17 protein-coding genes are annotated in these 21044 nt (G+C 33.1%); 1 reads left to right on the top strand and 16 read right to left on the bottom strand.

Annotated features, from left to right (window positions below; genetic code table 11):
• Positions 1-40 precede the first annotated feature (40 nt).
• The 4 genes from ACFSC2_RS19355 to mnmA are packed head-to-tail and all read right to left on the bottom strand — an operon-like array spanning position 41 to position 4259.
• The gene (locus ACFSC2_RS19355; protein ID WP_379813908.1) at positions 41-451 is read right to left on the bottom strand and encodes a hypothetical protein; all 411 of its coding nucleotides are present in this window, start codon (positions 449-451) and stop codon (positions 41-43) included.
• Positions 452-469: 18 nt separating this feature from the next.
• Positions 470-1414: an NAD(P)H-dependent flavin oxidoreductase gene (locus tag ACFSC2_RS19350; protein ID WP_379813909.1), complete on the bottom strand. Its 945-nt coding sequence runs from the start codon at positions 1412-1414 to the stop codon at positions 470-472.
• A gap of 8 nt (positions 1415-1422) precedes the next feature.
• A complete protein-coding gene (locus tag ACFSC2_RS19345; RefSeq protein ID WP_379813910.1) occupies positions 1423-3030 on the bottom strand; it encodes a S8 family serine peptidase in 1608 nt (535 codons plus the stop codon).
• 41 nt (positions 3031-3071) lie between these two features.
• Positions 3072-4259 (bottom strand): tRNA 2-thiouridine(34) synthase MnmA, encoded by a 1188-nt coding sequence (mnmA, locus tag ACFSC2_RS19340; protein ID WP_379813911.1) that lies wholly within the window; start codon positions 4257-4259, stop codon positions 3072-3074.
• Positions 4260-4400: 141 nt separating this feature from the next.
• On the opposite strand from mnmA, the gene ACFSC2_RS19335 reads away from it, so the two are divergent.
• Positions 4401-6278 (top strand): PEP/pyruvate-binding domain-containing protein, encoded by a 1878-nt coding sequence (locus ACFSC2_RS19335; protein ID WP_379813912.1) that lies wholly within the window; start codon positions 4401-4403, stop codon positions 6276-6278.
• Here ACFSC2_RS19335 and ACFSC2_RS19330 read toward each other — a convergent pair.
• The 12 genes from ACFSC2_RS19330 to ACFSC2_RS19275 form a co-directional block, all read right to left on the bottom strand.
• Complete coding sequence (locus ACFSC2_RS19330) at positions 6275-6832, bottom strand: DUF4956 domain-containing protein (protein WP_379813913.1); 558 nt, start codon at positions 6830-6832, stop codon at positions 6275-6277. The genes ACFSC2_RS19335 and ACFSC2_RS19330 overlap by 4 nt on opposite strands.
• Positions 6833-6941: 109 nt before the next feature.
• The gene (locus ACFSC2_RS19325; RefSeq protein WP_379813914.1) at positions 6942-7661 is read right to left on the bottom strand and encodes a toxin-antitoxin system YwqK family antitoxin; all 720 of its coding nucleotides are present in this window, start codon (positions 7659-7661) and stop codon (positions 6942-6944) included.
• A gap of 92 nt (positions 7662-7753) precedes the next feature.
• Positions 7754-9664, bottom strand: a complete 1911-nt coding sequence (gene yidC / locus ACFSC2_RS19320) for a membrane protein insertase YidC (protein WP_379813915.1) — start codon at positions 9662-9664, stop codon at positions 7754-7756.
• An 81-nt stretch (positions 9665-9745) separates the two neighbouring features.
• On the bottom strand, positions 9746-11359 hold the full coding sequence (locus ACFSC2_RS19315; RefSeq protein ID WP_379813916.1) for a CTP synthase: 1614 nt from the start codon (positions 11357-11359) through the stop codon (positions 9746-9748).
• 652 nt (positions 11360-12011) lie between these two features.
• Positions 12012-12404, bottom strand: coding sequence for a DUF4190 domain-containing protein (locus ACFSC2_RS19310; RefSeq protein ID WP_379813917.1), 393 nt, complete (start codon positions 12402-12404; stop codon positions 12012-12014).
• A 198-nt stretch (positions 12405-12602) separates the two neighbouring features.
• The gene (locus ACFSC2_RS19305) at positions 12603-12893 is read right to left on the bottom strand and encodes a hypothetical protein (RefSeq protein ID WP_379813918.1); all 291 of its coding nucleotides are present in this window, start codon (positions 12891-12893) and stop codon (positions 12603-12605) included.
• A gap of 495 nt (positions 12894-13388) precedes the next feature.
• Positions 13389-13685, bottom strand: a complete 297-nt coding sequence (locus ACFSC2_RS19300; protein ID WP_379813919.1) for a hypothetical protein — start codon at positions 13683-13685, stop codon at positions 13389-13391.
• 76 nt (positions 13686-13761) lie between these two features.
• Positions 13762-13992 (bottom strand): DUF3820 family protein, encoded by a 231-nt coding sequence (locus ACFSC2_RS19295; protein ID WP_379813920.1) that lies wholly within the window; start codon positions 13990-13992, stop codon positions 13762-13764.
• A gap of 197 nt (positions 13993-14189) precedes the next feature.
• On the bottom strand, positions 14190-16118 hold the full coding sequence (gene nagB / locus ACFSC2_RS19290) for a glucosamine-6-phosphate deaminase (RefSeq protein WP_379813921.1): 1929 nt from the start codon (positions 16116-16118) through the stop codon (positions 14190-14192).
• A gap of 417 nt (positions 16119-16535) precedes the next feature.
• Positions 16536-16937 carry an OsmC family protein gene (locus tag ACFSC2_RS19285; RefSeq protein WP_379813922.1) on the bottom strand — a complete coding sequence of 134 codons (402 nt, stop codon included), beginning with the start codon at positions 16935-16937 and terminating at the stop codon, positions 16536-16538.
• Positions 16937-19012, bottom strand: coding sequence for a LysM peptidoglycan-binding domain-containing protein (locus ACFSC2_RS19280; protein WP_379813923.1), 2076 nt, complete (start codon positions 19010-19012; stop codon positions 16937-16939). The genes ACFSC2_RS19285 and ACFSC2_RS19280 overlap by 1 nt, the downstream gene beginning before the upstream one ends.
• Before the next feature lie 94 nt (positions 19013-19106).
• Positions 19107-21014, bottom strand: a complete 1908-nt coding sequence (locus ACFSC2_RS19275; protein ID WP_379813924.1) for a lytic transglycosylase — start codon at positions 21012-21014, stop codon at positions 19107-19109.
• Between the last annotated feature and the right edge of the window lie 30 nt (positions 21015-21044).

Here is a 21044-nt window from a genome sequence, read left to right as displayed (position 1 = left end):
TTGGAATTTGGAATTTTTCATTTTGAATATTTATTAAAATCTAAACAGTAATAATATTATAAACAATGATATGATCATCATAATTGATGTATAACTGTTTTCTATAATCTTGTTTTTTTCTTGTTATGATAGAAAGTTTGCATTCTATTCCGTCATTGTCTTTACACATAAAAGAATAAACAATATCAGTATCATTTTCTTCTCTTTCTATATAATCTAAAATATTAAAAAGCTGCAATTCCTGAGAATAAACAACAATTCTATGTTTGTCTGTATCTAGAACAACCGAAAGATTTACAAGATCAAGAGAAGACCATTCGCCCCATTTTCCTCTTTCGTTTTTCTGTAAAACACTAAAACCCGAAGTTTTAAAACGATACGACTGACTTTGAACCTCTTGCAATCCAAAACTTAAAAAAAATAATATAATAAAAATACGTACCACGCTCATAACAATTCTTGCCGATAATTAAAACTCAAATGTAGTCTTTTCTTTTTGGGCAGTTCTAAATTCTGCCATCATTTCTTCTACAATTTTTTCTACAGGTAAAATTTCGTGAATTAAACCCGAAATTTGTCCAATTTCAAGTTCTCCTTCTTCCAAATCTCCCTCAAACATTCCTTTCTTTGCACGCGCTCTTCCTAAAAGCTGTACCAACTCTTCTTTTGATGGACATTTTTGATATAATTCCTGAACATCATTGAAGAACTTATTTTTTACTAAACGAACAGGCGCTAATTCTTTCAATGTCAATTGCGTACCTCCTTCTTTAGTATTAACTATCGTTTCTTTAAAATTATTGTGCGCCGATGATTCTACCGAAGCGGCGAAACGGCTTCCAACCTGAACGCCGTCTGCTCCCAAAATCATGGCAGCTAGCATTCCTCTTCCTGTTGCGATTCCTCCCGCAGCAATCAACGGAATTTGAATCTTTTCTTTCACCATCGGAATCAATGTTAATGTTGTCGTTTCTTCACGTCCGTTGTGTCCGCCGGCTTCAAAACCTTCTGCTACAACAGCGTCTACTCCGGCTTCTTGTGCTTTTAATGCAAAAACACTGCTGCTCACAACATGAACAACAGTAATACCTTTTTCTTTTAAAAATAAAGTCCATGTCTTTGGATTTCCAGCAGAAGTAAAAACGATCTTTACGCCTTCTTCTACAACAATATCCATTATTTCCTGAATATTTGGATACAACATCGGAATATTAACCCCAAAAGGTTTATCGGTAGCTTTTTTACATTTCTGAATATGCTCTCTTAAAACTTCTGGATACATTGAGCCAGCGCCAATAAGGCCTAAACCTCCAGCATTGCTAACTGCCGAAGCCAATTTATAACCGCTGTTCCAAATCATTCCGCCTTGGATGATTGGATATTTTATATTAAAAAGCTGTGTGATTTTGTTCATCAAAAAAATTATTGCTTGATTATCTTTCCTGTTTTATGCAGATTTCCAGCATCAAAAGTATAGAAATAAAGGCCGCTCGCTAAAGTCTGCAAAGAAAGAATTGGATTTGTATTGTCAATTTGTGTTTCGATTACTTTTTGTCCTAAAACAGAATAAATAGTAACCAAAGCTGTATTATTTTCATTCAAAAAAGAAAAAGTAACCGAAGTCTCCACTGGATTTGGATAAACAGAAAAAGCGGTTTCTGTTACAAAATTATCAACGCTTAAAGTCGATCCAAAATTCGGAATTCCGTAGCCGTAATTGTTGTCTGGATTGGTATATCTGTCAGCAGAAGCCAAAATCATTTGTCTTATTTCTTTATTAGTTTTAGACGGAAAAGCCTGCCATAAAGAAGCTGCCATACCTGCCATAATCGGGCATGAAAACGAAGTTCCGTCTGCAATACCAATATTTCCATTTTCATCAGAGATTACAGAAGCAGTTCCCTGCGCCATAATATCCGGTTTAATTCTTCCATCAAAACTTGGCCCAATAGAACTGAAAGTTGATTTTACTTTAGAAGCTGTAACCGAACCAATTGCCAAAACAGAAACTGCATCTGCCGGCGAACCTATATGTTTTTCGGTTTGATTGCCTTCATTTCCCGCAGAAGCCAAAACTAAAATACCTTTGTTAAATGCAATTTCCGCAGCACGCGAAATAAAGGTCGTTTTTCCATCCATATCGCTGTATGTGTGGTTATAAAGTGCATTATTTCGATCGCCAAAATACCCCAGAGAAGTTGTAATAATATCTACTCCTAAAGCATCTGCCTGTTCTGCTGCTTCAACCCACAAAGATTCTTCTAACGGAATTTCTACAGCGGCAATTTCAGTTATAAAAAGATAATAAGAAGCATTTGGAGCCGTGCCAACCAAAGCGTTTTCTTTGTAACCGCCCATAGTAGAAAGAACCAATGTGCCGTGATTGTCTCCTGTATAAAAATTGCTGCTGCGATTCGTAAAGTCGTAGCCGCCTAAAATTTTTCCGTTATTTCTAAGATTTGCAAAAGGCTGCGCTGTATTCACACCTGGAAATCCAGCATCTAGAACTGCTATAGTTTTTCCTTCTCCCGTAAAATTCTGCTGGTGCAAAACCTGACCATTAAGCATCTGAATCTGATTGGCAGAAGTACCGTAAGAATAATCGATTGCAGTTTTAAGCTTATCCTTTGTCTGATTTTCTTTTGTTTCTAAGAATCGCTTTGCAGTGGTATTTAAACTCTTATTCGCAAAATCAACTTTTGCAACAAAAGACAATGTTTTTAAGGCATTTATATTGGTTTGAGTACCACGGATATGCAATGCATTGAGCCATTTTGACTGCGCTAAAACTGTAATTCCAGTACTCGTTTTTACCTGATCTACATAGGAGGTTTCCAGAGGAACATCTGTAAAATCTAAAGCTATATTTTGATTTGTCCTGCGGTCTAAAGCTTTTTGAGAAAGTTCTGCAAGCGGATTATTGAAAAAAGCCTGTGAATTTGGTTTAGCACTAAAGTAAACCCAAGCATCTTCCTGAGAAAATACAGCAAACGAAATAAATAATAGAAGAAAAGTAAAGTTGTATCTCATATTATACTTTTTAGCGGAATTCTTCCTAAGAAAGTATAAAGCTAAGAAATTACTCCCGAACCAGCTAATTCATTTCCTAAATACCAAGCCACAAATTGTCCTTCTGTAATAGCAGACTGTGGTTCTTCAAACTGAACGTACATTCCGTCTTCAAACTGATGTAGAATTGCTTTCTGCAATGGCTGACGGTAACGAATTCTCGCCATCACTTCCATCTTCTCGCCTGCTTTTAATGCTAAGTCTTCTCTAACCCAGTGTACTTCGGATTTACCTACAAACAAAGCTTTTTTAAACAATCCAGGATGATTACTAGATAAACCTGTGTAAATGGTATTGGTTTCAACATCTGTTTCAATTACAAATAACGGATCTGTTGTTCCTCCAACATTCAAGCCTTTTCGCTGTCCTACAGTAAAATAATGCGCGCCTTGATGTTTTCCAACCACTTTTCCCATTGTTGGAAGATAATCTAATTTGCGTGCTTCTAATTTTAGCTCTTCTTCTAACGAAATTCCAGCAGTTTTTTCAATAGTATAAATCGGATCGTTTTTATCAATCTGAACAATTTTACCGTCTTTTGGCTGTAGTTTTTGCTGTAAAAATTCTGGAAGACGAACTTTTCCAATAAAACACAAACCTTGAGAATCTTTCTTTTCAGCCGTTACCAATTCCATTTCAGCAGCGATTTCACGCACTTCTGGTTTCGTTAAAGCACCAATCGGAAACAAAGCTTTAGACAATTGATCTTGTGACAATTGACATAAGAAATATGATTGATCTTTGTTGACATCATTTCCTGCAATTAATTGATAAACAGGTTTTCCGTCAACTTCAATTTCACTTTTTTGACAGTAATGTCCAGTTGCAACATAATCAGCACCAAGACTTAAAGCGATTTTCATAAACACATCAAATTTGATTTCGCGGTTACAAAGCACGTCAGGATTTGGAGTTCTTCCTTTTTCATATTCGTTAAACATATAATCAACGATTTTTTCTTTGTATTCTTCGCTTAAATCAACAGTTTGAAACGGGATTCCGAGTTTTTCAGCAACCAATAAAGCATCGTTACTGTCCTCAAGCCAAGGACATTCGTTAGAAATAGTAACCGAATCATCGTGCCAATTCTTCATAAAAAGGCCAATTACTTCGTATCCCTGCTGCTGCAATAAATAAGCCGCAACACTAGAATCTACTCCGCCAGAAAGTCCAACAACTACTCGTTTCATTTTGAAATGTTTAATTTTTTAAGGTTGCAAAGGTAAGCCAAATAATAGAATTCTCAGCATTCGTTTTCATTACTTTAAGTAATCCCGCAGTAGATAAAACTTATTGCTTTTTTAAGTACATTTAATCACCAATTCTAAAACATGAAAAAATACATTTACATCTTGTTTTCATTATTCGTGTTTAGCACTTTAAATGCTCAAAGATTTTTGCCATCTCTAAAAGATTATGAAGCGTTTAAGGCCTTTAAAGGAAAACCTTTGTCTGATAAATTCTCGAATATCGAATCAGTTAAAATTGTGTATGATTTAAGAAAACAGAAAATGTATTATTTCAACAGCCGAATCATTCTGCATCATTACGATTTCGCAACGGAATATCTTGGTTATGACAAAGGTGTTGAAGTTTTTAATACTGAAAACTACAGTAATAGTTTAAAAGACCGTGACTTTCTTCTCGGAAATCTAAATCATATAAAAGATACTAACAAATGGATTTTTGAACTTGCCGCTTCAGACCATATGCAGGCTTCTCAAATCGAATGGTTTTACAATCAAGTAAAAAGTACTTCTTTTATTGGTGATGATCTCAAGTTTTATCTCAACGATCCAGAAAAATTAGAATTGTTTCAGCAGAACAAGTTTAAAATTCCCTGTGTAAAATCAGATTATATTTTTAATGAAATAAAATACCAGCAAGTTGTTTCCGGCACTGCAATTGGAACTTTAAAACAATATAAAATCAAGGATTTAGACAAAATTAAACCAAATTCTGATGAAATTATAATTCTGGACGGAACTCCAAATATTCTTCCAGATGTTAAGGGAATAATCGTAAACGAACTTCAAACACCTTTAAGTCATTTGGTGCTTCTCGGAAAAAACCGAAAAATTCCAATAATGGCGTATATCGTTGTTGATAAAGATAATAATATCAAAAAACTGCTTTCTAAAAAAGTAGAATTTAAAGTCGAAATTGATTCTTTTTACATCAAAGAAACGACTAAAAAAATTGCAGAAAAAAAATCCTCTAAAAAGAAAAAACTAACAATAGATAACAGCGTTACAGAATTGGTTGATCTTTCTTCAATTCCCAAAAAAGGCGTCAATTTTATTGGTTCTAAAGCGCAGAATATGGCCTATTTGATTGCGATATCGAAAGAGATTTCGTTTAAAACTCCAGAAAATGCGCATGCAATTCCCTTTTATTTTTATACAAAACACATTCAGAAACCATCAATTTCTCCTTTAATAAATGAATTATTAGCCAATCCGAATAAAGATTCTATAATTTGGATCAATAAAAAATTGAAAGAAATTCGCGATGCCATAAAAAAAGAAAAAATTGATCCTGAACTCATTGCAAAACTAAATCAGACGTTTAAAAATGCTTCTTTCAAAAATTTCAGATTCAGATCTTCTACAAATGCCGAAGATTTAGACGATTTCAATGGCGCTGGATTATATGATTCGAAAACCGGAATTTTAGGCGACAGCATTAAAAGTTTTGAAAAAGCGATAAAACAAGTTTGGGCAAGTGTTTGGAATGAAGCTTCGTATAACGAAAGAGAGCTTTTCGGAATCGATCAGCAAAATATTGCAATGGGAGTTTTGGTTCATCGCTCTTTTCCAGACGAATTAGCCAATGGAGTTGTGATTACAAAGAATGTTTTTAGAAAAAATTTCCCCGGAATTACCGTCAACATTCAAAAAGGTGAAAACTCTGTCGTTAAACCCGAAAAAGGTGAAATATGCGAGCAATTTACAGCGTACCAAATTGATGAAGAAAATAAAGAATTAGATCTGGATATTGATTATACTTCTAACTCTAATTTAAACAACAATCAACCGCTTCTCAGCGAAAAAGAAATTACACTTCTTTACAAAATCAGTAAAACTATCGAAAAGAAAATGTCTCGTTACTGGCGAAAAAGCTCATTTAATCCTGTAGATATTGAGTTTAAAATTGTGAATGAAAATCGCGATTTATATATCAAACAAGTTCGCCCATTTAACGATTAATAAAACACCTGAACATCTATTTCGTTACTTGATGTATTAATCAGGATAATTTTGAAATCAAAGTCTTGAATGTTTAATTTGTGCTGAATTGTTTTTCGAATATACTCTTGATTTAGAGTAAAATTTCCGTCTAGCAGCATTTTCACATCTACTGTATTTATATATTTTGAAGCTTTTTTGTTGACAATCATCGATGCCACAACATAAAATCCAATGATTATCAATTGAAAAAACAGCAGTAATTCCATTTTCTCAAACGGATACATAATATCTAAAATAGACAGTGTAATTGTAGCGAAAAGAAAAATAATCGCATTTACGGTAAAAGACTGCGTTCTGAATCTCAGAATAGAAAAAATGGCAAACAAACCAAAACCAATTCCAACACCGATTTCAATTTTTGTAAAAAGATAACAAAGTGAAAAAGTACAAAGCCCGACAATAACCATTAACGGATTTATGGTTTCGTTATCTTTTCGGTTAGAGAAAAAATACAAAACTAAAATTGAAAAAAACAGCAGTAAAAAGCGTCCAATCAGTTCATTTAAATCCATTCGTCAAAGTTTTAGCACTTTCAAAAGTAAAAAAATCAGCCACGAATTCACAAATTAATAGAAGTCAAATTAATTCGTGAATTCGCGTCTGAAAAATATATGGGAATTTTTATTTATTCTTTGGTTTCGAATCGGCTTGATAACTGCTTTTTGGATCACTCATGTTCACTTCCTTCAGTAATTTACCTTTTTGATAAAACTGCCAAATTCCTGCTTTTTTTCCGTTCACAAATTTTCCTTTTGAAGCAACTGTACCGTCAGATTCATAAAAAACAGCGTCGCCGCTATATTCGTTATTTTTATAATTAGATTCTTCCTGAAGTGTTCCATCTTGCCCAATCTTTTTATAAGCGCCTTCTTTTAAACCATTTTTATAGGTCATTTCTTCAGCAACTTTTGCATTTGGGTAATAGACTGTTTTTAAACCTTCTAATTTCCCATTCTTATAATTCTCCACACTCATTAAAACTTTAGAAGCCTTATGATAATATTTCCATTGTCCTTCTCTTAGTTTTCCAACTTCTTTTCCTTCGCTTACTATATTTTTTTTCTGATCATAAAAAATAGTGTACGAACTGCCGTCGTTTGCACTAAAATCTCTCGTAGCCACAACATCGCCCTTTTTTGTATCATCAAAAAATTTAAAAATACCTGTTTCTTTTCCGTGGCTGAAAGTTCCTTCATAACGCGGACGTTTAGATTCTGTGTAAGTACCTTTCCAAGGCCCGTCTTTTTTACCATTGGCATCTACCTTATTAATATCTGTCTGAGCATTTACAGCCAATGCATTTAAGAACAGTAATGCAAGTATGATTTTTTTAGAGATCATATATTTCTATTTTTTAACTAAACGAAAATCTAAATTATAAATTATGTTGATATAAAAAAATCCCGATAAATCGAGATTTTTTTTATTGAGAATTATTTCTTTTTATTCTGAGCTTTTGCCGCTTCTTGCTGTTCCATTACATCTTGAAGACGCTGTTGGAATTTGCTTGGTTTTTTCGGCTCTTTTAATTTGTTTTCTTGAATCTGAGCGTGAATTTTTTCACTGTCTACAATGTAGTTTTTAATCACAAACATAATTCCGATTGTAATTAAGTTTGAGATAAAGTTATACAAACTCAAACCTGCGCCGTAGCTGTTGAAGAAAATTAACATCATTAATGGCGAAACATAAATCATGATTTTCATCATTTTTGCCATATCTGGCATACCTTCTTGCTGAGGCGCTGCCATTTGCTGATCTCCAGAAGTCATTTTCATGTAGAAGAAAATCGCAATTGCTGCCAAAATTGGGAACAAACTGATATGATCTCCATACAATGGAATATGAAATGGTAATTTTACAACAGAGTCAAAAGATGATAAATCGTCTGCCCAAAGGAAGCTTTTTTGTCTTAACTCAAATGCTGCAGGGAAAAACTGGAACGACGCATACATAAATGGAAGCTGAATCAATGCCGGGATACATCCTGCCATCGGGTTTACTCCTGCTTTGTTATACAGTTTCATTGTTTCCTGCTGTTTCTTCATTGGGTCTTTTTTGTATTTTTCCCCCAACTCTGTAATATCGGGTCTTAAAACTTTCATTTTAGCCTGAGACAGGAATGATTTATAGGTAATTGGCGACATAGCCAATTTGATAATGATCGTAAAAATAATAATCGCAATTCCTAAAGAAAGTCCAATTGTAGAACTTAAAAATCCGAATAATGGAATAAAGATAAGTTTGTTAATCCATCCAAAGATCCCCCATCCTAGTGGAATAATTTTCTCGAAATTTTTATCGTATGCCTTTAGAGTTTTGTAATCTGCAGGCCCCATATACAAACTCATTTTGTAATCGATCTCTCCATTTGAAAACGCTAAAGGAAGATTTGCTCTAAACTGCTTTGTAAAAACAGTATCAATTTTATCGTCTTTAACTAAATTATCTGATTGTAATTTTGAAGTTTCAAAAGGCTTTTCTGTCGCTAAGATTGTAGCAAAAAAGTGCTGTTTAAAAGCTACAAAGCTAACTTTTGCAGGAGTTTCTTCTTTACCATCTCCGTTTGGACTTACATTATTGTATTTTGACTCTTCGTATTTGTAATCGATCTGAGCATAACGGTTTTCATACGAAACACTTTTCTCGTTTCTGTACGTTTTTAAATCCCATTGTAAATCTAAAGGTTTAGCAGCATTTAAAACTCTGCTTAATCCTTGAGAACGAATATCAAAACCAACTAAATAGTCATCAGCTTTTAAAACATATTTATATTCCAAGAATTCATTTGCACCTGCTTTTAAACGCATTGTCAGAATTTGATCTGTACCGTTTTTAGTCAAAGTCGGCTCAAAAAATAAATCTTTAGAGTTTAAAGTTCTATTGTCTGTAGTTTGTAATTGGATGTTTAAATTAGAGTTATTGTTTTTAATCAACTCAACTAATTGACCAGAACCTTTTCTAAATTTTTCATATCCTTTTAAAGTTGCTTCAGCAATGTAACCGCCTTTGTTAGCGATTTTCAATCTTAATTTATCATTTTCGATTGTTGTAAAAGCTTCTTTTGCAGAAGGAAGTGTTGCAGAATAAGCAAAACCACCTAAAGTTTTTTGCAAGTTCGCTAGTTGAACTGTATCTCCAGGTGTTGTCGCAGCTGGTAATGCCGCAGTTTTAGCTTTATCAGCTTTTGCTTGTGCTTCTTGTTTAGCAACTAATTCTTTCTTGGCTTTTTCAGCAGCAATTTCTTTTTCAGAAGGCTGATTTTGGTACATAATCCAAATCAAAATTCCAAATATCAATACAAAACCAATGATTGAATTAAAGTCAAATTTTTTTTCTTCCATTATTAATTTAAAAAAGTTATTCGTTTGAGGTTATTAGTTGTGAGACCTTCTCAAATGTTACATCCTCTTAGAATATAATTATTATTTTTTATGCGCATTAACCGCAGCGGCTACAAAGTTTACAAAAATCGGGTGCGGGTTAGCAACTGTACTTTTGTATTCTGGGTGGTATTGAACACCGATAAAGAATGGGTGATTTTCTAACTCCACAATCTCCACTAATCCTGTATCAGGGTTAACTCCAGACGCTTTTAAACCTGCTTTCTGCAATTCGTCTGCATATTTATTGTTATACTCATAACGGTGGCGGTGACGCTCCGAAATAGTTTTTTGACCGTAAATTTTGTATGCTAAAGTGTCTGGTTTAATATCACATTTCCAAGCACCTAGACGCATTGTTCCTCCTTTATCGGTTACGTTTTTCTGCTCTTCCATTAAACTTACAACCGGATGAGACGTTTTCTCGTTCATCTCTGTTGAATTTGCTTCAGCATAACCTAAAATATTTCTAGAATATTCGATAACAGACATTTGCATTCCTAAACAGATTCCGAAAAACGGAATGTTGTTTTCACGAACAAAACGAACTGCCTCGATTTTTCCTTCGATACCTCTTTCTCCAAAACCTGGTGCCACTAAAACTCCATCAAGAGTTCCTAATTTCTCTTCAACATTATCAGCATTGATATGTTCTGAGTGAATCGAAATTACGTTTACTTTTGTTTCGTTTGCAGCACCTGCATGAATAAACGCCTCTAAAATAGATTTGTAACAATCCTGCATTTCTACATATTTTCCAACCAAACCAATGTTTACAGTTTGTTTCGGACTTTTTAATCTTTTTAAGAAAGTATTCCAGTTTTTAAGATCTGGAGATGCTTTTTTAGGCAAATCTAATTTCTTTAAAGCCACAACATCCAATCCTTCTTCAAGCATTAAATTTGGAACTTCATATATCGTAGAAGCATCAATTGATTGAATTACAGCTTCTTTTTTCACATTACAGAATAAAGCTAATTTTTGGCGTAATTCCTGAGACAATTCATGCTCTGTTCTACAAACTAATATATCGGCTTTAATACCGCTCTCCATTAAAGTTTTAACAGAGTGCTGTGTTGGTTTTGTTTTTAACTCTCCTGCAGCAGCCAAAAATGGAACTAATGTCAAATGAATTACAATTCCGTTATTTTCACCTAACTCCCAAACCAACTGACGAACAGATTCTATATAAGGTAAAGATTCGATATCACCTACAGTTCCACCAATTTCAGTAATTACAATATCATAATCGCCAGATTTACCCAGCAATTGCATTCTGTCTTTGATTTCGTTTGTAATATGAGGAACAACTTGAACTGTTTTTCCTAAAAATTCTCCTCTTCTTTCTTTTTCAATAACCGAAAGATATACTCTTCCTGTAGTAACGTTATTAGCCTGAGATGTAGGAACGTTCAAGAAACGCTCGTAGTGTCCTAAGTCTAAGTCAGTTTCAGCTCCATCATCTGTCACATAACACTCTCCATGCTCATAAGGGTTTAGTGTCCCCGGATCTACGTTAATGTATGGGTCAAATTTCTGAATAGTTGTGCGGTATCCTCTTCCTTGTAACAATTTTGCCAAAGATGCCGCGATAATCCCTTTTCCTAATGAAGAGGTCACACCTCCTGTAACAAAAATATATTTTGTTTGATTCATTCTGTTGTTTGTTTGTAAGTAGTTGTGTAAAAAACTTGGCAAAAGTACAAATTTAATTAGACAATTTATCAATTCCAGAATGAGATAATTTTTAAAATTTTTAGAGTTATTTCAATTTAAATACTGGTTTGCAGATCTATGCTTAGAAAATGAAACGTTTTTAGATTTTTAGATAAAAAATCGTAGCTAATAGATTATAAGTGTGATAATTTAAAAATAAAGACCTATAACATTTATAGAGATTTTTATCTATCTCAAAAGATACAAATGAGATTATAAAACGAAAAAAGAAAAAAAACAATACTCAAAGTAATATCCAGATTTAATACTTTTCTAAAATTAGAAACTTGAAGATACTTGTTGATCACTATACGTGCAAAAAATTGAACCAAAAAAAATAAAAAAATCTTTAAGCTGTAAGGATTTAACAAAAGTGCCACCTTCAAATTAAGTTGGAGAATTTGTAAAAAAGCCCTTGTAAGTCCACGGCTTTTACAATATGAAACAGGTAATCCTTCACAGGAAGAGTGGAGTCCAAAATTTAAATATTGTGATAGATAGCTATAAAAAAAGATAAACATAATTAGTACCATAAAAATTACGTTTATCTTTTTATAAGATTTAATTTTATAAGAATAAATTTCCACAAAAACTATTTCTCCATTTTTTTATCACGAGTCGAGTCAATTTCAATCTTATTTAAAGAGTCTTGTAACTTTATAGAATCTGCTGATTTAATAAAATCGTCTTTTTGAGTCAAAATTGACGATCCAATACTTCCTATTACAACCGAAACCCAAATAACAACAAATGCAGTTGCAACTATACCCAAAATTAATCCAGCTTTCGGCATTGTATTAGGAGCCTTTCCTCTCTTTGCTTGAGACATTCCAATTGCTCCAAAAATTATTGCGAGAACTCCGAAAATAACAGCAATTAAACCAAAACAAGGTATAAATGCGCAAATTATCGCAACAATCCCTAACACCAATGACGAAATCCCCATTCCTTGTCCTGCGCTCGAAGAACTTAATTCATTATTCATTTTAATTATTTTAAGATAATACTGTCAAAATTATTAAAATAAAACAATATTAAACTTACAAAACAATTAAATTATTAACAAGTTTTCTTCTTGTAAATTATTTAAATGCACATATTTTACAATTTGGACTAATAAATTTTATTAATAAACGAGACAATACAGTTATAGAATAGAAATGAAACTCTTATGTAGTTCGTTTTAAATACCGACTATTGCATAAACACCTGCAATAGCAAACAACCAAATGACTAGAAAGACAATTGAAACTATCCCTGAAATCAAACCTATCCTAGGTATTATGATTGAGCCATTTACATTTTTTGCATGAAAGAAACCAATTGTACCAATAGTTATCGAAAGAACTCCTAGAAAAAATGAGATTAAACTAATGCCAAAAATTACTGTTATAACAGTATCTACAATTCCTAATATTAAGGAAATAATACCCATTCCTTGAGCAATAATTGATTGTTGTAAATTATTTTTCATAAAAAATTTTAAGTTTTTTCTTTCAAAAATAAAAATTTAAAATTATTCTGCACGAAAATTATCAGAATTTACTTCAAAATAAACAACGATTTTCTCAAACACCTAAATATCAAAATGTATATATCAGATTGTAAAATGAAAAAAGAAAGAAAGCAGAACTCAACATAATATCAATTTTCAATACTATTTTAAAATTTGAAATTTGAATAATTTTATTGATTATCAAACGGACAGACAACTGAAGAAGAAAGAATAAAAAAATCTTTATGCTGTAAGGATTTAAAATTAGAGCTTGTTGAAAATTAAAACGAAGAATCTGTGAAAAAGCACGCGTTAATCCACGGCTTTTACAGTATTGCAAAGGCATTCCCTCGCAAGCTGAACGGAATCCAAAATTCAAGAAAATGGAAAAATAGCAATAGATAAAAATGCTGCTAATTAGAATAGCAAATACAAAATTGATCATTTTGTATGCACTTAAATTATATGAATCTTTTAATCCCAAAATACTAAAAGTCCGTAAAGGCCAAACACCAATATTATATTAATCATAATTACTACTGATGCTACTAGACTAACTACTAAAGCTGTTTTAAGCAAACCAGTCGGCGCATTTTCAGCTTTCGCCTTTGTGATACCAATTACAGCAAAAATGATTGCAGGCGTATCTAAAATCACTGCTAGAAAACCAACACAGGGTATAAATGAGAGAATTAATGCTGTAATTCCAAATATCAAAGATGCTGTTCCCCAGCTTATTCCTGCGTTTGAAGAATTTGTTTTAGTATCCATTTAGGTTTTAGTGATTAGTTTGAGGAAAATACAACCTTAAAGAGTTAAATTTGCCGATGCTAAACTAAGACTTTTTTTAAGGCTTAGGATATTGCTTCTTGATATTTCGAATCAATTCTTCCAAACCATTCAATTTCAATTCATAAATCAATTGCAATTGCTGCCCTAATTCTCCTTTAGGAAAACCTTTATTATGATACCAAACCACATAATATTCTGGAAGATCAATTAAATATCGGCCTTCGTATTTTCCGAAAGGCATTTTGGCGTGGGCTAATTTTATGAGTTGTTTTTTGTCTGATTCCATGTTTAAAATAAAAAGAAGCAAGAAAAAAGAATATAGATTTATTCTCTCTTCTTGCTTCAATTATATGCAAAGCTATTATTTATTTACCACAGATTAAAATGATTTACACAGATTATTTAAAAAATCTTTTAATCTATTAATCTGCTAAACTCTAAATTCAAAACTTAGAATCTCAGCATCTAAAAAAACTTAGCGACTTAGTAATGCCATCTCACGAAAGCTTCCATTGCCGCATAAGTCGCTAGACCTAATTGCTGATACAAAGCTGCCGTTTCGCTATTTCTGTCTTCGGCTCTCTGCCAGAATTCACGAGCATCAGTTCCTTGAAAAACAACACCGTCTTTTTGAGATTGATGTTTGAAGATTCCATGACGTTTTGCCAAAACCTGATCTGGACTCATTGGCACGGCCATTTCTACTTCATCAATTCCCCATTCCTGCCAAGCACCACGGTACAACCACAACCAGCAATCATCCATAAATGATTTTGGTTTTAAAACTTTTACTGCTTCAAAAATAGCATCTAGACAAACTTTATGTGTTCCGTGCGGATCTGCTAAATCTCCTGCCGCATAAATTTGGTGCGGTTTAATTTTCTCAATTAAATCAACTGTTAATTGAATATCTTCTGGTCCGATTGGTTTTTTCTCAATTGTACCTGTTTCATAGAAAGGCAGTTCCATAAAATGAATCTGCTCATCTGGCAATCCAACAAAATAACTTGTTGCTCTTGCCTCTCCTTTTCTAATTAATCCTTTAATATATCTTACCTCAGGAATATCAATTTCACTGTTCTTTTTATTCTCTAAGAAAGCTTCTGCTTTTTTATAAATATCATCTGCTTCTGGGCTTTTTATCCCGAATTTTTCATTGTAATCAATCACGAATCTTGCAAAACGCAATGCTTCATCATCAGCGACTGCAATATTTCCAGAAGTTTGGTAAGCAACGTGCACCTCATGCCCCTGCTCTTGCAAACGCATAAATGTTCCTCCCATACTAATAATATCGTCATCTGGATGCGGAGAGAAAATTAATACACGTTTTTTAGCCGGCTCTGCTCTTTCTGGACGGTTTGAATCGTCAGCATTTGGTTTTCCGCCTGGCCAACCTGTAATTGTATTTTGTAATTTATTGAAAATCTTAATATTGATATCATACGCTGGACCCGAATCTGCCAACAAATCACTCATACCGTTTTCGATATAGTCTGCATCAGTAAGCATTAAAATTGGTTTTTTAAGATCTAATGCCAATCCTAAAACTGCTTTACGAGTTAATTTTTCTGTCCAAACAATTTTCTCTACCAACCAAGGTTTATTGATTCTCGTTAATTTTGAAGAAGCTTCTTTATCTAAGATAAAAACCGCATTGTCATGCTCTTGCAAGAATGATGCAGGAACTCTGTTTGTAACTTCATCTTCAACAGATCTTTTTACAACATTTGCTTTCCCTTCTCCCCAAGCTAATAAAATTACTCTCTTAGCTTCCATGATTTTTTTTACTCCAAGTGTAATTGCTGTTCTTGGCGTATTATTTAAACCGTAGAAATCTTTACTTGCAGCAACTCTAGTAATGTGATCTAAAGCTACTAAACGAGTTTTTGAGTTTTGAAGTGAACCCGATTCGTTAAAACCAATATGTCCGTTACCTCCAATTCCAAGAATCTGAAGATCGATTCCTCCTAAAGCCTCAATTTTCGCTTCATATTCGTGGCAATAATCTGCAATTTGTTCTTTCGTCAAAAGTCCGTCTGGCACGTGAGCATTTTCAGGTAAAATATCAACGTGATCAAACAAAAGTTCTTTCATAAAACGAACATAACTATTGATTGAGTTTGGCTCCATCGGATAGTATTCATCCAAATTAAAACTGATTACGTTTTTAAAACTCAAACCTTCTTCTTTATGAAGACGTACTAATTCTGCGTACAAACCTTTTGGAGAAGATCCTGTAGCTAATCCTAAAATACAAGGCTTGTTTTCTTTTTGTTTTTCCTGAATTAAAGCTGCAATTTCTTTTGCTACTTCTTTTGAAGCATCTGTTGAGTTTTCAAAAACAACCGTATTTATGTTTTCGAAGCGTTTTTCGAAACCAGTTGCTTTATCGATTTTACTTTTTAACATGATATTTTAATTTTTATTTGGTTTTAAACTTCAATCTCTTATAAAAATAACGATCACGAAATAAGAAATATAAAAGTCATTAATTTACAAAAAAAAATACAAACATTTAAAAATCAACAACCTAAATATAATTCCTTTGAGTGATGTTGCTTATTTTTATCTAACTACAATTACTCAGACAGATTAAACTTCAGCATTTTACACAAAAATCTTATTGCAATTTTCAAGCATTATCATGCATTTTTTTTGCAAATATAATCTTTAATGAAATCCGAACTGCAAAACAAATATTAAATTTTGCAAAAAATTTGTAACGAGATCGGTTTTTTGCAAATTTTACTCAAACAAGAAAAACATATTCCATAAAAAAACCACCAGTTTCCTGATGGTTTTTATATAAAGTATAATTTTAAGATATTAACTCCAGTTAAAAGTGATTTTTTTCTCAATTTCACTGCTTAAACTTAAAAATACTGGACAAGTCATTGCAGCACGTTCTAAGATAGTTCTGCCTTTTTCGTCAGCGTTGCTTTTCATCTGAAAAACAATTTCTATAGCACCAATTCTTCTTGGTTCAGCATTCATAATTTTGGTTACTTCTGCAGTTGAACCTACAAAATCAACTTCCAAATCACGTGCTTTGATTCCCATAATAGTCATCATGCAGCTTGCTAAAGCATTTGCCACTGTATCTGTTGGAGAAAATGCTTCTCCTTTTCCGTTATTATCTAATGGCGCATCAGAAATGATTTCGCTTCCTGACTGCACATGAATAGAACTTGTTCTTAAATCGCCTAAATAGGTTACTTTTGATGTCATTAATTTGCTACTTTTAAAGTTAAATCGCTGTCATAATACAAGATGTAAACACCTTTGTTTGCATGACCGCCGTCTTCTTTTTTATAATATTGAAATTTATTATCAACTTGTTGTGTTGTCATTAGATCAGCAGTTTCCTGAAATGTTTTGCCTTGTACCAAACGCATCATGGTATCAAATGTAACATCAAATCCTCTGGTTGCATACGTCGTCGGATTCATTTTGTTTTTCAGACGATATTGCTTGTCATATAGTAAAACTGCCGGATCTTCACTCTCACGAGTTATTGAAGGATACATTAATTTTAATTTAACCAAGTTCTCAAAACTGATTTCATCTGTATCTAATGTGCTGTTTGGCTCTAAAATAACCAACTGCACCTGACATGTTTTTTGTGAATCTAATAATGCCTTAATCGTAGTTTTAACCATTGCCGTATTTGCGGTTTCCATTACTACATAATTCATTCGGTTTGGCATTAACAAGCTTTTTAAATTAGCGACATCCAATCCGCCGGTTTCAGTTAAAGAAGCAAAAGCAACACCTCGCTGATTTTGTTTTATATAATTAATAACCGATTCTTTTTTCTTGTCTACAACTGCTACGATATTTCCGTTTTTAGAACGCATATAATCAAAAACCGAATTTCTGATCACATCATTTGCCGGTATAGATTGGTACAAATTATCAATCGGATTTGCAGCATCTTTTGATAATGGAGAAATAACAGGAACATTATACAAACGAAGTGAATTTGCCGTTGCTTCTGCATTATTTTGATAAAATGGTCCAATAACTGCATCAGCATCTTGAAGTTTATTGATCATACCAGAAACATTCGAAGTCGTTTTGGTTTCCTGAGAATCATAAATTGCAACATCAATTGGCAGTTTTAATGTTTTAGCAGAATCAATTGCCAACATCGCACCAGAATAAAAATCTAATGTCATGTTTAAAAACTTATCTGTTTTTAATTTTGCCGCGAAACTAGTAGTATCGCTTTGCATTTTTGACAAATTGAAAGGCAGTAACAAAACTACTTTTTTACGTTCGTTTGTTTTTTTCTTAGTCAATGTAGTTAATGCTGCAACTTCAGCATCATTTTCTTCAGACTCTACTCGCTCCACAATTTTGATACCGCCGCCTTTGTTTTCGGCAGGCTTTTCATTTGCAATTGCTGGCGTTTTATCAGCTGGCTGCTGTACCGGAACTATTGCAACAGGCGCAACATATCCCGCAGGAACTTTTAAAACCATTCCTTCTTTCACTCCTGTAGAAAGTGAAGGATTTAATGCAGTTAATTCGTCTTGTGTCAAATGAAAAGTTCTAGACAGACTGTACAAAGTTTCTTTTGGTTTTACCTGATACTCCATATAAGTAACCGCTTTTTTAGAAGTCTCTGCTTTTTTAGTTTCTACTGGTTTTGCAGATTCGGCTGGAGCGTTTTCAGTTTTAGGAGCTGTTCCTTTTATAGTGACACGGTAACCAACAGGAAGACTGGAAACAATCTCTGGATTTCTTTTTTCTAAATCTTCGACCGTTGTATTATATTGTTTGGCAATAGAATATTTGGTTTCTTTTGCCTGAACTTCATGATAAACATATTTTTCAGCACCTTTTTCTTTGGCAGGTTTCGCTGTTGTTTTCGACGCAGTTCCTTTTCCTGGAATTACCAATTTCTGACCTATTTGAACGCCATCTTTCTCTAAAAATGGATTCGCTGCTTTTAATGCTTCATCAGAGATTCCGTATTTATGCTCGATGCTCCAAAAAGTTTCTTTTGGCTGTACTTCGTGAATAATTTCTTTTCCAGAAGATACTGCCGATTTGGTTTCTGAAGTTTCTTTTTTTGCTTCTCCCGTTTTAGACGGAATCAATAATACTGTATTTGGAGGTAAACTCGTTCTTGCGTCTGGATTTAATTGGTAAATATCAAAAGGCGTTACCTTAAATTTTTGTGCAATCTGGTTAATAGTTTCACCGCTTGACACTCTATACTTCACGACTTTTTCCTGCGAAAAAGCATTAGAAGTCATAAAAAAAACAAGAGACAATAATGTTAAATAATATTTCATAAATAGGACTTAAAACAATTTAATTTCTAATTTAAAAACAACTCATATTCTAACCAAAAGCAAAATTCAAGCCGTTTGTGCTTTGAAGCAAAAATTACCTCAAATCTATTTCGACTTTGGCAATTATAATATCTTTATATAACTCATCTTCTTCTTTTTTCTTGCATTCATACAGCACTTCTTCCATGTTTTCGAACTTATCTGAATAAACAAAATACGAAAGGCTGTTAATATTAAAAAAGAAGCTAGCATTAAAATTGCCAGAATCAATGAGTTTCATAATAAACTGATCTCGCTCAACCGCGGCTGTAAATATACCTAAAACTAAGTAATACCCGTTTGAAACTTCTTTAAGATTATCATAAACTTCTACTTTAACCGTCTTGCCAGCCTTTAACGGATTGTCTTTCAGTTCTTGTCTCATTTCTTCTAAAGAAAGTGTTTTTGAATTTTCTACAGAATGGGTATTCTTTTGTTTTTTCACAGCTTCGTCCTGGTATTTTTTTAATTTAACCAAAGCCAGTTTATCATCAAATTTTCGTGCTTCCATACTATAAAAAGACGCTTTACTGATATGTCTTTTTACTTCAATTTTTTTCTGAATATCCAGTGAGTCAATTTTAGCAATTAAAAGCTGATTCTGCGCATCGCCTTGCTCCTGCTCGATTTTGTAACGCTTTATTTCTTCTAAAGATAAACGCTGCTGTAATGTTGTTGTGTTCTTATTTTTTTCGCTTTCGCGGATTTTTTTCTTGTATTCCTGATTTTCTTCGACTGCAATTCTTTCCACTTTATTCATCAAACCAGCATATGCTTTTCTGTTTTCTGCCAGTTCTTTTTTTAATTGAGAGGACAATTCATTCGTTTTATTAATTCCTTCAAAAGATTGTTTTTCTAGTCTTTTCGATTCCTCAACATTTAAAATATCCATTCGTTTTAATTCTTTCAAATCGTTGTTCATCGAAATAACCAGCGAATCTAATTTTGCCATTAAAATATCCTGAACATTTTTATTTGCTTCTAAAACCAATCGAAGTTTTTCGACTGAGTTTTCATTAGAACCATTCATATTATTCAGATTCACTTTCAAATCATTAATTTTTATGATTTTCTGGTTCATTTCTTTCTGAACCACCAAACGATCTTTCAAATCTTCAATTTCAACTGTTTTGGCTTTTGTCTTTTCAACCACCACTTGTTTCTCTGCTAAAGCCAGCATTAATTCTTCACTTTCGTTTGCTGGTTTTATTGCCGATGTATTGATTGCTAATTTATTTCCAACAATCAATCCGTTTACAATTTCTGGATTTTGAGATTCAAGCTGATCAATCGAAATTCCGTATTTCTTTGCAATAGAAAATTTAGTTTCTTTTGGTTCTACAATATGAAAAACGGTTTCCTGATTAATTACACGAACTCTTCCGTCTAAAGTTTTTCTCTTATTTGGAATCGAAATTGTCTGACCAATTTGTAAACCATTTTGAAGAATTTCTTTATTCAAAGTTTCTAAATCCTGTACAGAAACATTGTACTGTCTGGCAATACCAAACAACGATTCTTTTGCCGCAACCTGATGCGTCACTTTTGACGAAACTATTTTTGTGGTATTGTCTGAATTTTGAGGAATTACAAGTTCTTGACCAATCTGAAGTCCGCCGGCAAGAATTTCCTGATTGGCATTCTGAAGCGCTTCAACAGAAATATGATAGTGCTTGGAAAGTCCAAAGAGTGTTTCTTTTGGCTGTACAATATGCGTTACCTGCGTTTTTGGATTTGGATTGGCTTGGGCGTGAACAGGAATTTTTAAAATCTGGTTTTCCTTAATCCCATTTTGAGATTCGGGATTGAGTTTAAAAATCTCATCTACAGAAACCTTATACTTTTGGGCTATAAAATAAGCAGTTTCTCCTTTTTGAATTTGGTATTCAATAATTGAATCTTGTGCAGTTATTTTGTTAAAAGGCAAAATAAACACAAGAGAAATCATTAAAAGTTCTCTCATAAATAGTAGGTTAAAAAATTAAGGCCTTAC

Source organism: Flavobacterium artemisiae (assembly GCF_042678225.1).
Lineage (GTDB): Bacteria > Bacteroidota > Bacteroidia > Flavobacteriales > Flavobacteriaceae > Flavobacterium > Flavobacterium artemisiae.
The sequence above is the reverse complement of the archived record's forward strand: the minus strand, read 5'-3'. Positions and strand labels throughout refer to the sequence as shown.